The 15,137-nt window shown below is 40.2% G+C and carries 16 protein-coding genes; 5 read left to right on the forward strand and 11 right to left on the reverse strand.

The genetic code is table 11. From position 1 onward, the window contains the following. Nucleotides 1–6: 6 nt before the first annotated feature. The 10 genes from BK584_RS11465 to BK584_RS11510 form a co-directional block, all read right to left on the reverse strand. Nucleotides 7–1,773: a solute:sodium symporter family transporter gene (locus tag BK584_RS11465; RefSeq protein ID WP_437182737.1), complete on the reverse strand. Its 1,767-nt coding sequence runs from the start codon at nucleotides 1,771–1,773 to the stop codon at nucleotides 7–9. Between the two features lie 42 nt (nucleotides 1,774–1,815). Next, nucleotides 1,816–2,451, reverse strand: coding sequence for a DUF4867 family protein (locus tag BK584_RS11470; RefSeq protein ID WP_078392735.1), 636 nt, complete (start codon nucleotides 2,449–2,451; stop codon nucleotides 1,816–1,818). A 142-nt stretch (nucleotides 2,452–2,593) separates the two neighbouring features. Further along, nucleotides 2,594–3,322 (reverse strand): GntR family transcriptional regulator, encoded by a 729-nt coding sequence (locus tag BK584_RS11475; RefSeq protein WP_245808840.1) that lies wholly within the window; start codon nucleotides 3,320–3,322, stop codon nucleotides 2,594–2,596. 448 nt (nucleotides 3,323–3,770) lie between these two features. Further along, nucleotides 3,771–3,953, reverse strand: coding sequence for a hypothetical protein (locus BK584_RS11480; protein ID WP_078392737.1), 183 nt, complete (start codon nucleotides 3,951–3,953; stop codon nucleotides 3,771–3,773). Between the two features lie 73 nt (nucleotides 3,954–4,026). Further along, nucleotides 4,027–4,443 (reverse strand): helix-turn-helix domain-containing protein, encoded by a 417-nt coding sequence (locus BK584_RS11485; RefSeq protein ID WP_078392738.1) that lies wholly within the window; start codon nucleotides 4,441–4,443, stop codon nucleotides 4,027–4,029. A gap of 46 nt (nucleotides 4,444–4,489) precedes the next feature. Beyond that, entirely contained in the window at nucleotides 4,490–5,386 is an 897-nt protein-coding gene (locus BK584_RS11490) for a fructose bisphosphate aldolase (protein ID WP_078392739.1), read from the reverse strand. Between the two features lie 258 nt (nucleotides 5,387–5,644). Next, the gene (locus tag BK584_RS11495) at nucleotides 5,645–6,031 is read right to left on the reverse strand and encodes a hypothetical protein (protein WP_078392740.1); all 387 of its coding nucleotides are present in this window, start codon (nucleotides 6,029–6,031) and stop codon (nucleotides 5,645–5,647) included. A gap of 122 nt (nucleotides 6,032–6,153) precedes the next feature. After that, entirely contained in the window at nucleotides 6,154–7,326 is a 1,173-nt protein-coding gene (locus BK584_RS11500; RefSeq protein WP_078392741.1) for a hypothetical protein, read from the reverse strand. A 90-nt stretch (nucleotides 7,327–7,416) separates the two neighbouring features. Then, nucleotides 7,417–8,169 (reverse strand): hypothetical protein, encoded by a 753-nt coding sequence (locus BK584_RS11505; protein ID WP_078392742.1) that lies wholly within the window; start codon nucleotides 8,167–8,169, stop codon nucleotides 7,417–7,419. A gap of 374 nt (nucleotides 8,170–8,543) precedes the next feature. After that, complete coding sequence (locus BK584_RS11510) at nucleotides 8,544–9,404, reverse strand: alpha/beta fold hydrolase (RefSeq protein WP_078392743.1); 861 nt, start codon at nucleotides 9,402–9,404, stop codon at nucleotides 8,544–8,546. Between the two features lie 183 nt (nucleotides 9,405–9,587). On the opposite strand from BK584_RS11510, the gene BK584_RS11515 reads away from it, so the two are divergent. After that, the gene (locus tag BK584_RS11515) at nucleotides 9,588–10,157 is read left to right on the forward strand and encodes a CGNR zinc finger domain-containing protein (RefSeq protein WP_078392744.1); all 570 of its coding nucleotides are present in this window, start codon (nucleotides 9,588–9,590) and stop codon (nucleotides 10,155–10,157) included. A gap of 73 nt (nucleotides 10,158–10,230) precedes the next feature. Continuing rightward, entirely contained in the window at nucleotides 10,231–10,962 is a 732-nt protein-coding gene (locus BK584_RS11520; RefSeq protein ID WP_245808841.1) for a cation transporting ATPase C-terminal domain-containing protein, read from the forward strand. A 673-nt stretch (nucleotides 10,963–11,635) separates the two neighbouring features. On the opposite strand, the gene BK584_RS11525 is transcribed toward BK584_RS11520, so the two are convergent. Further along, nucleotides 11,636–11,932 carry a GNAT family N-acetyltransferase gene (locus BK584_RS11525; RefSeq protein ID WP_169871207.1) on the reverse strand — a complete coding sequence of 99 codons (297 nt, stop codon included), beginning with the start codon at nucleotides 11,930–11,932 and terminating at the stop codon, nucleotides 11,636–11,638. 201 nt (nucleotides 11,933–12,133) lie between these two features. Here BK584_RS11525 and BK584_RS11530 point away from each other — a divergent pair, with 201 nt between their 5' ends. From BK584_RS11530 to BK584_RS11540, 3 genes are read left to right on the forward strand one after another with little or no spacing between them, the layout of a single operon-like run. Beyond that, nucleotides 12,134–13,231, forward strand: a complete 1,098-nt coding sequence (locus BK584_RS11530) for a substrate-binding domain-containing protein (RefSeq protein WP_281255782.1) — start codon at nucleotides 12,134–12,136, stop codon at nucleotides 13,229–13,231. Nucleotides 13,232–13,233: 2 nt separating this feature from the next. Beyond that, a complete protein-coding gene (locus BK584_RS11535; RefSeq protein ID WP_245809001.1) occupies nucleotides 13,234–14,046 on the forward strand; it encodes an MBL fold metallo-hydrolase in 813 nt (270 codons plus the stop codon). Between the two features lie 16 nt (nucleotides 14,047–14,062). Continuing rightward, on the forward strand, nucleotides 14,063–15,106 hold the full coding sequence (locus BK584_RS11540) for an extracellular solute-binding protein (protein ID WP_078392747.1): 1,044 nt from the start codon (nucleotides 14,063–14,065) through the stop codon (nucleotides 15,104–15,106). Nucleotides 15,107–15,137: the final 31 nt, after the last annotated feature.

The raw sequence follows: 15,137 nt of genomic DNA on the forward strand, positions 1-15,137 counted from the left end.
CCTTAATCACATATTGCTTGCGTCTTGATCCACTTTCTTCTCATGTTTCGAATAAAGAAAATCCGTATATTTTTTGGTCCAACTTTTGAAAGCAAATCGCATCGCTATCGATGTTAATACAATCAAAAGCACAAAAGCAGGCCAGAACCAGTTCGACACATACCCACCGTCATAGGCAAGTCCAATAGGCGAGAATATGATGTATACCCCAACAACTACACTCACTAGAACAACGGTTACTGGCATCGCAAACTTCCAAGGCATCATATTCACTTTTGCATTCGGTTTAAAGGAATAAGGTTGGGCTAGAGGCTTCCAGTAACCAAATGCCACCATAATGCCAACTTCAATAACAAACAAGATAGCTGAAATGTAAATAAAATTGACAGTCAGTTGAATACCAAACAAATGATTTAATCCCCAGACAAGGAAATAATAGGTGATAACGTGAAAAATAATGGCGACCTTTGCGCCAACAGCAGGGATTCGCTTCGACATAATTCCAACCAGTACAATTGCGATGATCGGAATATTAAAGAAACCTGTGAATTGGCGAATTAAATTCCATAATCCTTCTGGCGCATACATAAGGAGTGGCGCAATAAAAAACGACACGAGCGCAAGGATTGTCCCAAAGTACTTGCTAATACGAATCAATTGAGCATCCGTCGCGTTTTTATTTATAGCAACTTGATACACATCAAGCGCAAACATCGTTGAAGCACTGTTCAACAACGAATTGAAACTTGAAAAAACGGCACCTAATAAAACCGCAAGAAACAAACCTGATAAGAAAGTCGGCATTAAATCAGCGACAAGCGTTGGATATGCTAAATCGACTGGATTTAATCCTTCTCCGTACAAATGAAAAGCAATCAAGCCTGGTAGCATCATGATAAAAGGAACGGCTATTTTATAGAAACCAGAATAAAGAACGCCTTTTTGCCCTTCTGCTAAGTTTTTAGCGCCGAGCGTCCGCTGAATCACATATTGGTTTGTACCCCAATAAAACAAATTCATTAAAATCATGCCCGTAAAAATGGTGCCAAAAGGAACGGAGTCTGTATTCGATCCAATCGCATTAAGCTTTTCTGGATTTTCTGTTGTTAGGATTTTAACTCCTTCGAGAACGCTTCCATCTCCAAGTGCATAAAAGCCAATTGCAGGAACAAGCAACCCAACAAACACAAGGCCAAGGCCAATGTACATATCAGATATTGCTACCGCTCGTAGCCCACCAAATATCGCATAAATGGAACCGATAATTCCAACCACCCAAATCGTAATCCACATCGATTGTTCAAACGTAACACCTAAAATGCCTGGCACATCAAATAATTGAATAATTGCTACTGAGCCAGAATAGAGAACGGAGGGAATCGTAACAAGCACATAGCCAAGCATAAAAAGAATAACCGTGTACCTTCTAACCCCGTCATCATACCGTTCACTTAAAAATTGCGGTAAAGTCGAGAATGCTCCTCCTAAATAACGCGGCAATAGTATAAGCGCCATGATGATAATGGCAAATGCCGCCGTCACTTCCCAAGCCATGTTTGATAAATTCTCTCGATAAGCCTGCCCGTTCAAACCAATCAATTGCTCTGCAGACAAATTCGTCAACAGCAATGAAGCCGCAATAAATCCGCCAGTCAATCCTCGACCTGCTAAGAAATACCCATCCGTGTCAGATACTTGTCCTTTCGACTTCCTATAAGATAACCAACCAACTAAAGCCATAAAAAACACACAAGATATAATTGTAAACCACATGTCCATCCCCCACCTTTCTCACGCTTAACTCAACACATGCCACTAAACCTTTGGTCTTTGCCCAACAAATCCAATATGGGCCCCATTTTCCACAAACCGTTTTGCATCTTTGTGAGCAAACAACCACTTGTTTTTCATAAATAACAAAGGATCATTTGACTTCTCTTCTAAAGGATTGTTTGTTCCATCTGGCAAAATGACCATACACTTAAAACCTGGATCATTTATAGGACAAGGAGCTAAGTGCAGTGTCGTTTGATAAAGTTCGATTGCCGTTCCTTTTGGTACATAGAAGCCTTTAATAGCCGTTGAATCGATTTGATTGTTCTCAACATCTGTCAGTTTCGCTAAAAAATAAATAGCATCTGAAGCAAGCACATTGATTTCACTTCCCTTATGATACTCAAGGCCGTTCAATACTCTGTTATAACCATTACAATATCCCAACTGAACCGGCATCCCCCCGAAAAAATCACGTTCGACTTTATGCTTTAGAGCAACTTGTTTCCACTCTGGAAAAGACGCAATATAAACATTCTCCTCAACCGGCATATTCGTTTTCTCAAGCAAACCAATTGCCTCCTCGGTCGGGAATGAGGATAAAACGTTTCCATAAGCAGAAAACCGCTGACTAGCGACATCATCTATTTTTGAAAAGTCACTGCCTTCTTTTTTCATACTTATCCCTCCCTCTACAAAAATACCTATGTTTAAATAAAGGTACCTACCTTTTAAATCACATTATAGTGTAAGCGGATTCAATAATGCAACTAGTATTTTTAAAAAATTAAAAAACACCCTTGATTTACACACAGGGTGCCTATCGTTTCAATTCAATGTCATAATGATACTTGTCGCTCCGATATTTGGTAGTTGTTGATTCAATCGGCTGATCATTTATGCCATAGCTCAATCTTTTCATTTCTAATAATGCTTCTCCTGGGCGAATCCCTAAATAGTCAGCCTCCGCAATCGTTGCATTAATGGCCATAATTGATTCTTTTGCCCGCTTTAATACGATTCCATGTTCCTCTAAGATTTCATAATACCGTGCCGTATTTAAATCATAACCCATAAGAATTTGACCAATTTCTTTTGGCCAACATGTCCGTTCTATTGCTACTGGAGCATCATCAGCCAGACGAATGCGCTCCACAAGCAAAACAGCCTCTCCTTCAACCGCACCGAGCAATTCACTTTCAGGGTGCAAATACCGTTTAAACTCTGCACGTATGACTTGTGCCTTTGGCGTTTGCCCTTTTTCAAGTACCTCTTCTGCGAAGCCTTTTAGCTGACCTAAATTGCCAATCAACTTCTGGTCTTTCACAACCGTTCCACGACCTTGTTTCTTCTCAAGCAAACCAAGCTGAACGAGAATGGTAATGGCTTGACGAATCGTTGTTCGACTTACATCAAACTCTCCCATCAATTCCTGTTCAGTCGGGATAAGCGAGCCTGCTGGCCAAAACTTCTTTTCAATACGAGTAATAAAAATATCTTTAATTTGCAAATAAAGAGGATCACCCTCTGGGTTTAACTCCTTGTGCACGTCACCATTCCTTCCTAAATGCTTCATGTCTCTTATTATAAATTGAGTGTAGGAAAAAGGAAAACGTCTATAATAAAATTCTATTGATCTTTCATGTACTCAAACCGCTAAATTGCCTTTATTGCCGTACTTACAAAAAATAAAGTTTTTTCTCTTAGATATGTCTGACACGCCAACCACTCTAAACGTAAAACGAAAAAACAAGCCAATCAAGCACGAAGCTGCTTAATTAACTTGTTTCTTTAACTACCCACCAGAGAGCTCATCGATGTTTCGATTGGCGAGCTCTGTAATCTTCATCATTTCCATAAAACACCTGCTCATCTAGCAGATGTTCATTTACTCTTCTCCCGGTTTACTTGACGAACCGTTTTAAGAAGGTCGTTAAACGGCAGTTCAGGATGTCTGTCTCTCATTGTCTTGATGCACGTGACAACGTCTTCTTCAATTAGAAGCTGCTCCCCACACCATTCACTAAATAAAAAATGAGTAAAAAAAGCACAAGAGAAAGCAAGCTAGAATAGGTGCCGCCTATGAAATAAATAACGAGTGTATCAATGAGAAGCAAAGGCAGCAGCATAACGATCAATAGAAGCAAAGGAGCCCCAACTGGCACCGTCTTTTTCACCATACCATCAAACCTCTTTACGAAAGATAGAATCAACATCTACTCGAATAAATCGTACTCCTTTGTCTTTCGTTTATCAACAAGTAAGTGAATCATAGAGAGAATGGATCGCAAGAAAGGTACGGATCGCCTCTGAAATGAATGGGTGCAGCACGCGGATGTGGTCCGCCTCCTCAATGGTGATAAAGGATACATCCATTCCTGGAATTCGTCCGCCTTGTCTTGAGTCCTTAAGAAACCGCTTCGCCTCACTCACTGCTCCTATTGCTTCGGCTACTAAAATAAACTCATCTTCATACCCAAATCGGACAGCTACTTCTTTCATAGGAAGAGAAGTCAGTTGGAGCATTCTTTTCCCTTCAGCCACTTTCACTTCTGTCACAAAGCGCTGGATCGTCTTGCCTACTTGCTCGTTAAAAGCTTCACTTAAGTAAGAAGGATGGAGAAGGAAAATTGACTGATGATAAAATGCTCCCCCCTTTATACACGACAAACATCCCCTCCTCCTTTCAACAGGAGGAGGGGGAAGTTGATTTTATTTAATTTGTTTTGTTCACAGAAGCATCATAAATGCCATCAATTGCCGTTTGTAAAGAAGTGTTAAATTCATCATCTGTTTGTTTCGCATTTAAATCTTGGCTTAACGCTCTAGAGAAACTAGCAATTAAACCGTCATTTTCTTTCAGCTTCTGGTTTGCTTCATCACGAGAGTAGCCACCTGAAAGGACGACAACACGAATGACTCGCTCATGCTCAACTAACGCTTGATACAATCCTGTTTTTGTTGGGATCGTTAGTTTTAACATCACGCTCTCGTCTTCACGAAGCATATTCAAGTGAGCCAGTAATTCTTCTTTCAATAGATCTTCCGCCGCTTCTTTATCGGAACTATGAATATCCACTTCAGGCTCGATGATCGGCACAAGTCCCGCCTGCATGATCTGTTTCCCTATTTCAAACTGTTGATCGACCACTTGTTTAATTCCATCTTTGTTTGCTTTTTTAATGACAGAACGCATCTTTGTACCAAAAACATTCCGCTCTTTTGCTCGTTTTAATGTCTCTTCTAAATCGGCAATGGGTTTCATCAATTGAACGCCATTTTCTTCCTCTGCTAGGCCTTTATCGACTTTCAAGAAAGGCACAATGCCTTTTTGATTAGCTAGGTAGTCGCTTGTGTACTCCCCTTCAATCATTCGGTCCATCGTTTGTTCAAACAAAATCGCTCCTAAAATCTGATCCGAATGAAACGCTGGCGCCGTCATAATACGTGTGCGCATGTCATGAACCAAGTCAAACATCTCCGCTTCACCTGAGTAAGCATCTTCTGTAATACCGTAATCGGCCAAGGCTTTTGGTGTACTTCCACCACTTTGGTCGAGAGCCGCAATAAAACCTTTTCCACTACGCATTCTTTCCATTTGTTGATTCTGCATCGTCACACTCCTTCAAATTCTTCATCACCAGTTTTATCTTGTCCAGACGATTCGCTTTTGATGACCGGATCGACTAAGAAACAGTTTCTCTTTTATCTTTACCCTGAATCGTTTTATTCGACACTAAGTAAAAGACGAAAAAGAGAATAATGATTGAAAAGGAAATGCAGTAAAACATTCTTCTTCCCTATTTTGTGATGGGATTAACCGGTGGACATCAAGCCATTTCAAACACAACACACTGTAATCGATCTTTCTTCACATTTCTTTTATGACCAAATCTTGAAGGTATGTGATTTTCGGAGTGGCGATATAAAGCATTTCAATCCCGTACAGAGAACCTGTCTTTTCAAAAACATCAAGAATGGCTTGGAAGTTGATTGATTCAGAGTGTGCCGCTTTATCCGTAAATAAGATTGTCAGAGCATCCACCTCTTGTTTAATGACGAATCGATTGTAGACCAACCCTTGTGCTAACGGGGGAATTCCAAAACCACTTAACGCAATGCCAACCCACTCACCATCTGTATCAAATAGAGCTTGGGCATCATCAATCATCACTTGATTAAGCGCAAGAGGAAAATCACGTTCTGGCGCAATTGTTAGATAGGCTAGGTCATTTTCTTGATCAATGGTTATGTTCACCTTTGCAAACATCCTTTCTTATTTCAAAAAAAATAGACTGTTTTCTAGAAAACAGTCTATTTGCTAATGAACCAATCTTTTGCACACCCGAGTACGTCTAATCTACCGGGTCACTCATTTGCTTACTGTCTTTGTAAGACAATGGTTGATTCATTTTCCCCGTCTCGAACCACGTAGGCAAGTGTTGAGCCATCAGCACTTACTGTAAAGCGATCCAAACGATCGTCCTCTGTGAGCTCTGGCGTATGAACGACCTCAGCCGTATCGCTTTCTAAATCAAAATAAACAAATTCATCCTCATACGTAAACAGCATGACATTGCCGTCATTTAATGGGTACGTCGCAATCCCCTCACCGAGATTAATAGATTGGTCTGAGGTGATGTCGTATGCCCAGTGTGTCATTCTTCTCGTGTCATCATCAAACATCGCATAAAGAACGTACTGGTCGTCTGCTGTTAGAATAGACGTTTTTGATTTTTCATTATTGGCAAAAAAGCCAAGCTCTGCACTATAAATAAATTCAGATTCATGACTCGCTAAATCAATTTTTAGAATACCCACATCAGCTAGAACCGCATACATCGTTGACTCGTCACTTGTGATTGACCCATGTGGATAAGAAGTCAATTCCTCAATGTCGACTTCAGCAGCAACCGTCTCAGTCAAGTCAATCTCTTCTATCTCACCATTATCTAGATGCCATGTGTAAAGCAAGACAACTTCTTCATTGTAATGGTCTTTGACACCTACATAGAACCGTGGATCTTCTGAATAATTTGATCCCATGACCGGTGGATACTCGTCCCAATCATTATCCATGATGAATTGATTGCTCTCCCCCGTCACTGGGTCTTGTTCAGTAATCCAATACCGTTCCTCTTCTGGTTTATCATAATCCGATTCAGCAAAGAGGATTTTCCCACTTCGGGACAGCATCGGTTGGATGGCTGAGTGGCGATCAGGTAAATCAACTTCTTTTGTTTCACCATCAAACCAAACTTTCGATCCTTCAATTTGTGTGAACTCACCTGGCTGTTCCGCCCAAAGAACCGTATCACCTTCACCACTAATATAAAAAACAGGATCAGATACACGTCCATCAACAGGGATAGTGGCAAATTCAGAGTACCCCCCGACAGCCGTTGTTCCACTTCCGTTCTCTTCATTTGTTTCACTTGTATTTGCTTCTTGACCACTTGTTTCGGTCGAATTTGAATTGTCGTTGTCCCCACCACAAGCACTTAGCATAATTAATAGCGAGACACTGGAAATAGATACAGTTAACTTTTTCATGAGTGCTCTCCTTCTAGAACTATTTTTTCAAACGCTTCACCGCGTTTTTTGGCGTATATGGATAAAATAATTTGTACGATTTTTATTTTTTTAAAAGAATAATCCTCCCATTAAACTGGAAAGAAGCCAGTCTGAACTAAGCGCTATAAAAATCAAAACGATCCCATAAATACCTAAAAGTCCGAAGTATGGCTCAATTTTCTTTGCGCTCTCACTGTAGGAGTAGAAAACCAAACCAGTGGAAAAAACAATTGAAATAAGTGCCAACGTCAGTAGGAAGTTAAAAATGAATCCTAGACCAATTAACCCTGATAGAGTAGCACCTACGAGTAATGCCATTGTGATTGGCAAAACATTGGCAAAGCGCACAAATACTGCTTTAAAAGATTCATTCGTCTTATAACTCATTTGGATACCAAGGTATAATGCCCCGGTAATAACCCCTAATAGAATCGCTAAATAAAGAAAGGCTGGAAAGAACGTATCCGAAAAACTCATTCGAAAAAATGTACTTCCTCCCACACCCAATTGGGCATAAAGTGAGAGCCCAAAAAACAAAGCAACTAAAACAAGGGTAACGACGCTATAAAGCGGATTCGTAGCTCCTTTATGTAGTCCGTTTTTCGTAGGCTGTTTCATTTGACCCCATAAGGATTGAAGATAATGCTTTGAGGCATTTGTTGCCATTTCAATCGTTTTATTCGTTTGAGCTCCTGCTTCGGTTCCACCTTGAATAGAAGCTGATTGCTCCTGTTCCACACTTGCAGCAGCGACAATGACCCCACATTCCTTACATCTTTCATCATCTTGCTGAATGCTGGCGCCACATGATTGACACGTCATTTTACATCCTCCTTCTTTTACCGTTATGTACAAACACGCATCTCGTATTATGTATTAATGTGTAGTTATTTGTCAAAAGGAATGGTTGTAAACTTTTTATCTTTTTAATTTTATAAAAATAGTTATTTTTTTATCTTTTTTTAATAAACTTAAAATAAGCGTATTTATATTGAAAGTACGTTGCTCAATTTAGGTTTCTTACTGATGAATCACGATAGCCGACCCGACAAAGATCTTATCTCCTCATTTGTTTTAGTTATTTTAAATAAAGGATGTATGTAGCTTAAAACCCGTCACAAAAAAGCACCCCATTAGTCGTGTGTATGAGACAACGACAATGGCGGTGCTTTTTTATAGGCAGTGTCAGAGTAGAATTAGTTTAAACGCTCTTTTAGGAAGTGTTTTATTAAGCTAGCGCTTATTTCCAGGTCTTCTTCCAACGGAAAGTGACCTGTATTCAATAAATGCACTTCACAATCTTTAAGGTCGTCTTGGAAAGCTAGTGCTCCTTTAGGTCCAAAGAACATATCGTTTTTTCCCCAAGCTACCAATGTAGGAGGTTGATACGTCCTAAAGTATTCTTGCCAGACTGGATATTGTTTCACATTATCTTGATAATCGTAATACAAGGCAAGCTGTATCTCGTCATTCCCTTCGCGATCCAATACAAATTGATCCATCTTCCATGCATCTGGACTTATGAAATCAGGATTGCGCGTTCCATCTCTATATTGATGTTCCGTGAATTCGATCTTTAAAAGTAATCGTAAGTTGTTCTTGTTTTCCTCAGTAGGATTCTCCCAATATGTGCGAATGGGATTCCAAGCAGCCATCAACCCCTCTTCATAGGCATTGCCATTCTGAGTGATAATGGCTTGAATTCGTTCAGGATGTAAAACCGCCAATCTAAATCCAATCGGAGCCCCATAATCATGGACATAGATACTGTACTTTTTCAGATTTATTTTCTCTATGAACGTATTCATTAATTGTGCAAGGTTATTAAAACTGTATTCAAATTCTTCCATGCTTGGTTGATCACTATTGCCGAAACCAGGATAGTCAGGTGCGATCACATGATAATCATCCATCAGCTTTGGGATTAGATTTCGGTACATATGTGAAGAAGAAGGAAATCCGTGAAATAAAAGAATAGTAGGTTTTTTCCTATTACCAGCTTCCCTATAAAAGATCGTAATTTCTCCTATTTTCTCTGATTTGTATTGTATCATCATTTTTTCACCTCATTATTTTTTTGCAAGCAGTGTAACAAAAGAAAATTTTATGATAATTTATGAGTCACCCCTTATATAACCATTAATATTTATTTTTAGCGGTTATAAAACAATCGTACCTCTATTTACATAACTTGTAAACAGTTATTTTAGTGGTTATAATGTAGTTGAGGTGAAATAGGAATGGACAAATTAATACTTTCATTAGGTGGGACACCTTGGCTAAATTTAGTCAACACGACTTATACATCTGAGAAAAAAACGGTTGATATTCTAAACGACCATTCAACTGCACAAGCGTGGTTGAATGAGAATGGTTTCTTTCACAAAGAAGAACAACGTATAGGGAAAGAAATGATAGAAGATCTTAAATCCCTTCGAGAACGATGCAAGCAAGCATTGAAAGACTTAACGAATGATGGAAAGCTGTCCTCTACTTCAATAGAACGATTAAATCAACAAGTGAAAAACGTCCAAATTGGTCTAACGATCCAATCGGATAACGAGAAAACAATACTTCTTACTAAAGGAATAACACCTAAGGATGATCTACTATATAAAATAATTGAATCCATTTTTCACACAATCGAAACGGTGGCTGTTTCTCGTATTAGAAATTGCGAGCATCAAGAGTGTCAACTCTATTTCGTGGATACATCCAAATCAGGTAAAAGACGCTGGTGTAGTATGGAGCTATGTGGTAATCGCCAAAAAGCGGCTGAATTTTACGCGAGGAAAAAAGAAATGAAATGAAGAGCGGCGTATTCGTATGACAAATCCGGGAAGACTTGTCAAATAAAGACTATCTCAACACTAGAGAACGTCGGTGACCAAAGAAGCGGCAAAAATGGTCTTGGCCGATGACAACTTCCAAACGATTGTTCATGCCGTGGAAGAAGGACGACGCGTCTACGACAACGTAAAGAAAACAATTCTCTTTATCTTGCCAACAAACGGCGCAGGCGGCATCCTGATCATTGCCAGCATTTTCTTAGGAATGACAATGCCCCTGACTCCCGTTCAAATTCTTTGGGTAAACATGGTTGTTGCGATTACCGTCTCTCTCGGTCTAGCCTTTGAACAGTTAGAAAAAGGAGCAATGGATCGATCACCTCGGAATCCAAAAGCCAAACTGTTGTCGCCTTATTATCTATTTCGGATTTCCTTTGTCTCCATTATGATCGGTATCGGCACGTTATGGATGAATTCCTTTATGCAAAGCCAAGGCTATAGCGGCAGTGATTTGCAAACGGTCATTTTGCAAATGTTTGTTATGGCCCAGTTGTTTTATTTGTTTAACTGTCGAAGTGAATTGGGCTTTGCCTTTAACAAAGACTTCTTTCGCAACAAGGCCGTGTTCCTAGTGGCAGGCATTCTAATCGTTCTCCAACTGGCTTTAACGTATCTTCCGTTTATGAATACCATCTTTCAAACAACACCACTTGAACTCAAACAGTGGACGATCCCCTTACTCATGGGTCTGTTTGTCTTTATTATTGTTGAAGTAGAAAAAGTCATTTCTAAAAACGTATTAAAGCATGTACGCTCAAGGAAATAAGCCGAACAACGAGTAGCGACTTAGGGAAACAACTTCCATCAAACGGACGTCGAATCAAAAGAATTACTTACATTCTGTAAAGATTTTATGAAGAATAGCGAGATACCTTGTATATTCGATTCGAATTGGATACGCTATAAAGGATCATACATTCCAACGTATGTCCCCCTTGCCCCGCTTCCCTGGCGGGGTTTTTTTATAACTTAAACCCGCCTTCCTCCAAATTCAACTAGTAATGATTAAATTTGATGTAACAGTTACAAATGATGCAATTGATTTTTTGAAAGAAACCTAGAATTATTAGGGGATTTAAAGGAATTAGAGCATGTCTATAACATATCCCCTAATGTCCGAATATAACTTGCATCACTCCTGTCTATGCCTGCCCGCGGAAAGCGTGCCCCCATTTTTGGGAGCGATAGCGAAGAAACCGAATGTCGGATAAAGGATGATTATTTGACTGGAGGGTGATTCGAACTCTTTCATTTTTTCTCATATAAAAGGGCCGAGCACTAATATTCAGACGACGTCATTTGTTCGGCCCTAATTATGGCTAAAAGAGTTTTGTCCCAGGCTCTTTCCCTGATCTCCTACCCCCTCCTCCCCCTGTTGTAAACCCACATTTCTCATAAAAAGTACCCCCGTCCTGTGCATAAGATGCCGTAACGACCTCTTAGCCAAATCTCTCTGCCTCTTTTAACAATCCCTTAACCAACTCAGCTCCAATCCTGCGCCCCTGGTAATCAGGATGCACAATAATATCCTCTAGGTAGCCATGCTCCAAACCCATACCACACACATAGCCAAACGCTCTGAGACGACCATGTTCGTTCCTTACTCCCGCCCAAAAATTAGAGCGTTCAAATAAAACCGGATAATCTTGATCTCTTCTACTCCACCCTATTTGCGCCCAGAGCTCTGGTACTTCTTGAGGGGATAGAGTAGGGTTTATAATTACTTTTAGATCCATTTACTTTTCCTCTTCTATGTCATCTAACTTAGTTATCCATCAAACACTCAAATGATATGTCATTTTTACATATATGTACTACCCTCAATACATTTACATAACATTATATATAGCGCAAAAGACATTTAACAAAATTTACAATCTATTGTGATAAGGTTTTAGCAAGGACGGTGTTGCCCTATCCCTTATTTATACGAAGAAATCTATCATTATCTTAAGCATGAAATCGAAACAAAAGATATGTATAAAAAGATGCCATTACCGACTGAAAAACAACTGTCCACGATGTTTAATGTGAGTCGAATTACAAGCAAAAAAGCTTTAGATAAGCTTGCTAGTGAAGGTCTCATTCATCGTACGCCTGGTCGGGGATCCTATGTTAGTCAGCCTATTAAACAGACTGGTCCTCCTTTAGCTAAAGACCGTTTAATCGGTGTGATATTAAACCATTCAAATGTTTACGGCACGAAAGTACTTGAAGGGATTGAAAAAGAAACTTCAAAACAGAAACAGCTTGTGGTCGTGAAGTACTCTTATGACCAGTATGAGAGACAAGAATGTGCGATTAGAGAACTCATTGAATATGGTGTGTCCGGCCTGATTATTATGCCTTTAAATGGTCATGTCGCTACCCCAGCCATCATGGAAGCTATACTAGCTGGCATGCCTCTAGTATGCGTGGACAGGTATATGAAAGAGCTGCCCCTTCCGTTTGTTGCTACCGATAATGCCTGCGCAGCAAAGGATATGACAAACTATTTATTAACACTCGGTCATACTAAAGTTGCAGTAGTTACAAACGATTATACGCAAATTAGTACGCTTGAACAAAGAATAGAGGGCATCGTCAAAGGTTTTGCCGAGCACGGGGTGGCGATTGATGAACATCTATGGTGCACGACACTAGAAGATGAACATAGTGAAGAGCAGGATACCACGGAAACGGACATACAAAAGATTCTGCAATTGTTACAGAATCATCCTGAAATCACAGCAATCTTTGCACTCAAACATGACCTTGCCACATTAGCAGTAGAAGCAGCTAAAAGACTTTCGCTTGATATTCCATGTGATCTTTCAATTGTTTGCTTTGATCACACCTATGTCAAAAGTGGTCGATATCCATTTACTCATATTTCTCAAAAGCAGGAGGAGATGGGCTCTACCGCCGTCTTACTCCTTAATCAAAGAATCCAACAACCTGATTTCACCGAAAAGGTGGTCCTAGACTACGAGCTTATTATCGGACAGAGCACAATTGAACGTCCGATTTCAAATGAAGGGAGCGTCGCCACTTGAAAATGTTATATATGGGGACAGGTGCTGCCGAAGGAGTACCTGCCATCTTCTGCAATTGTTCTCTCTGTGTACGAGCTAGAGAACAAAAAGGAAAAAATATCAGAACACGTTCTCAGACACTTATTGATGGTCAGCTTTTAATTGATTTCCCTCCAGATTCTTACATGCATTACTTACATAACGATTTTCCGTTACCTGATATCACAAGTTTACTCGTGACGCATAGCCATACCGATCATTTCTACGCAACCGACTTAACCATGCGAACAGAGCCTCTTGCTCATCAGTTTGCGGGGATCATGAACATCTATGGCAACCAAACCGTAGAAGAGTCCTTTTACAAGCATATGCCAGACACGTTTAACGTTGTCTCTAACTATCGCTATCATCGTATTTCCTTTTTTGTTCCATTTACGATGGGATCATACGAGATTACACCACTGCCAGCCAATCATGACAAAACGGAAGACTGTGTGAACTATTTAATTAGCGATGGTGAAAAACAAGTGTTATATGCACATGATACAGGTTTCTTCCACTCTGAGGTCTGGTCATTTCTTGAAGGCAAACCACTTGATCTCATTAGCTTAGATTGTACATCTGGGGCCGAAAGCGAGGGCACGAATCATATGGGCATTCCTGATTGTGAGCAAGTGAAGAAACGACTTGAAGAATTGGGCTGTACCAATGACCAGACGCAATTTGTATTAAGTCACTTCTCTCATAATTGTGGTCTGAACCATGAAGAATTACTGGAGATAGCTACACCCTTAGGTTTTACCATCGCTTTCGATGGATTTGAAATAACTATTTAATAGAGGAGATGGAGAAATGAAGAAACGTTCGCTAGTATACTTGTCAGCCCTTGCTATGTCTATTGGAGCTCTTTCTGCGTGTAATAGCGTCACCGGTGGTGGAGATGACAATACAATTGTTGTCTATTCCAACGCTACAACGGATGGCGGTAAGGAATGGTGGACGGAAAAGGCCGCAGAAGAAGGATTTACTTTAGAGATTGTAGACGGCGGTGGCGGTGAGATCATTAATCGTCTGATGGCCGAGCAAAACCAGCCGATTGCCGATGTAGTTTGGGGTCTTAACAATATGTACTTTGAACGCTTGAAGGAGGCTGAGTTGCTAGAAACCTTCAAGCCAGAGTGGGCAGACGAAATTGACCCTGCAAAAGGCGATGCCGACAACACCTTTCATCCAATTGTGGACGTTGCCATTCTAGCGATTTATAACTCGGAAGTCTATGACGAAAACACAGCACCCCAGGACTGGCCAGATCTTTGGGAAAAGGAAGAGTTTCATGGCAAGTATCAGCTTCCAGAAAATCTATCGTCCGCTACCGCTCAAAATGTTCTTGCTGGCCTGATGTCACGCTATCGTGATGATAATGGCGAACTAGGTGTGTCTGAGGAAGGGTGGCAGGCGATTACCGATTATTATAGCTACGGAGAAAAAACAGTCAGCACAGAAGAAAACTATACCCATTTAGCTAGTGGAGACCTACCTATCATGCAAATGGGTTCACATGGACTTGGTGTGAGAGAAGTTGAGTTTGGTGTGGAATCAAGTTATGCGACTCCGCAGATTGGTGTACCACTAAATGTAGAACAGGTCGGAATCATTCAAGGTAAAGATAACCAAGAAACACTTGAAGAGTTTGTAAATTGGTTTGGATCAGCTGAGATGCAAAGTGCCTATTCTGAAGAATTTAAAACAATGCCATCGAATGAAAATGCACGTGATAAAGTCGATGAGGGCATGGCAGAAATCTTTTCGAATGTAAGCTTGCAAGAGATTGATTGGACATGGGTCAATGAGCATATGGAAAACTGGGTCGAAAAGATTGAACTAGAAATTTTGTAAGAGGGTTTATAGATTGGCCTATACGGAGGGG

Source organism: Shouchella patagoniensis (assembly GCF_002019705.1).
GTDB classification, from domain to species: domain Bacteria; phylum Bacillota; class Bacilli; order Bacillales; family Bacillaceae_D; genus Shouchella; species Shouchella patagoniensis.

What these genes read in the sequence shown, in the direction of transcription:
- BK584_RS11465 (WP_437182737.1), bottom strand. Translation starts at nt 1,773, where the DNA reads ATGTGGTTTACAATTATATCTTGTGTGTTTTTTATGGCTTTAGTTGGT.
- BK584_RS11470 (WP_078392735.1), bottom strand. Translation starts at nt 2,451, where the DNA reads ATGAAAAAAGAAGGCAGTGACTTTTCAAAAATAGATGATGTCGCTAGT.
- BK584_RS11480 (WP_078392737.1), bottom strand. Translation starts at nt 3,953, where the DNA reads ATGGTGAAAAAGACGGTGCCAGTTGGGGCTCCTTTGCTTCTATTGATC.
- BK584_RS11490 (WP_078392739.1), bottom strand. Translation starts at nt 5,386, where the DNA reads ATGCAGAATCAACAAATGGAAAGAATGCGTAGTGGAAAAGGTTTTATT.
- BK584_RS11500 (WP_078392741.1), bottom strand. Translation starts at nt 7,326, where the DNA reads ATGAAAAAGTTAACTGTATCTATTTCCAGTGTCTCGCTATTAATTATG.
- BK584_RS11505 (WP_078392742.1), bottom strand. Translation starts at nt 8,169, where the DNA reads ATGACGTGTCAATCATGTGGCGCCAGCATTCAGCAAGATGATGAAAGA.
- BK584_RS11510 (WP_078392743.1), bottom strand. Translation starts at nt 9,404, where the DNA reads ATGATGATACAATACAAATCAGAGAAAATAGGAGAAATTACGATCTTT.
- BK584_RS11515 (WP_078392744.1), top strand. Translation starts at nt 9,588, where the DNA reads ATGGACAAATTAATACTTTCATTAGGTGGGACACCTTGGCTAAATTTA.
- BK584_RS11525 (WP_169871207.1), bottom strand. Translation starts at nt 11,932, where the DNA reads ATGGATCTAAAAGTAATTATAAACCCTACTCTATCCCCTCAAGAAGTA.
- BK584_RS11535 (WP_245809001.1), top strand. Translation starts at nt 13,234, where the DNA reads ATGTTATATATGGGGACAGGTGCTGCCGAAGGAGTACCTGCCATCTTC.
- BK584_RS11540 (WP_078392747.1), top strand. Translation starts at nt 14,063, where the DNA reads ATGAAGAAACGTTCGCTAGTATACTTGTCAGCCCTTGCTATGTCTATT.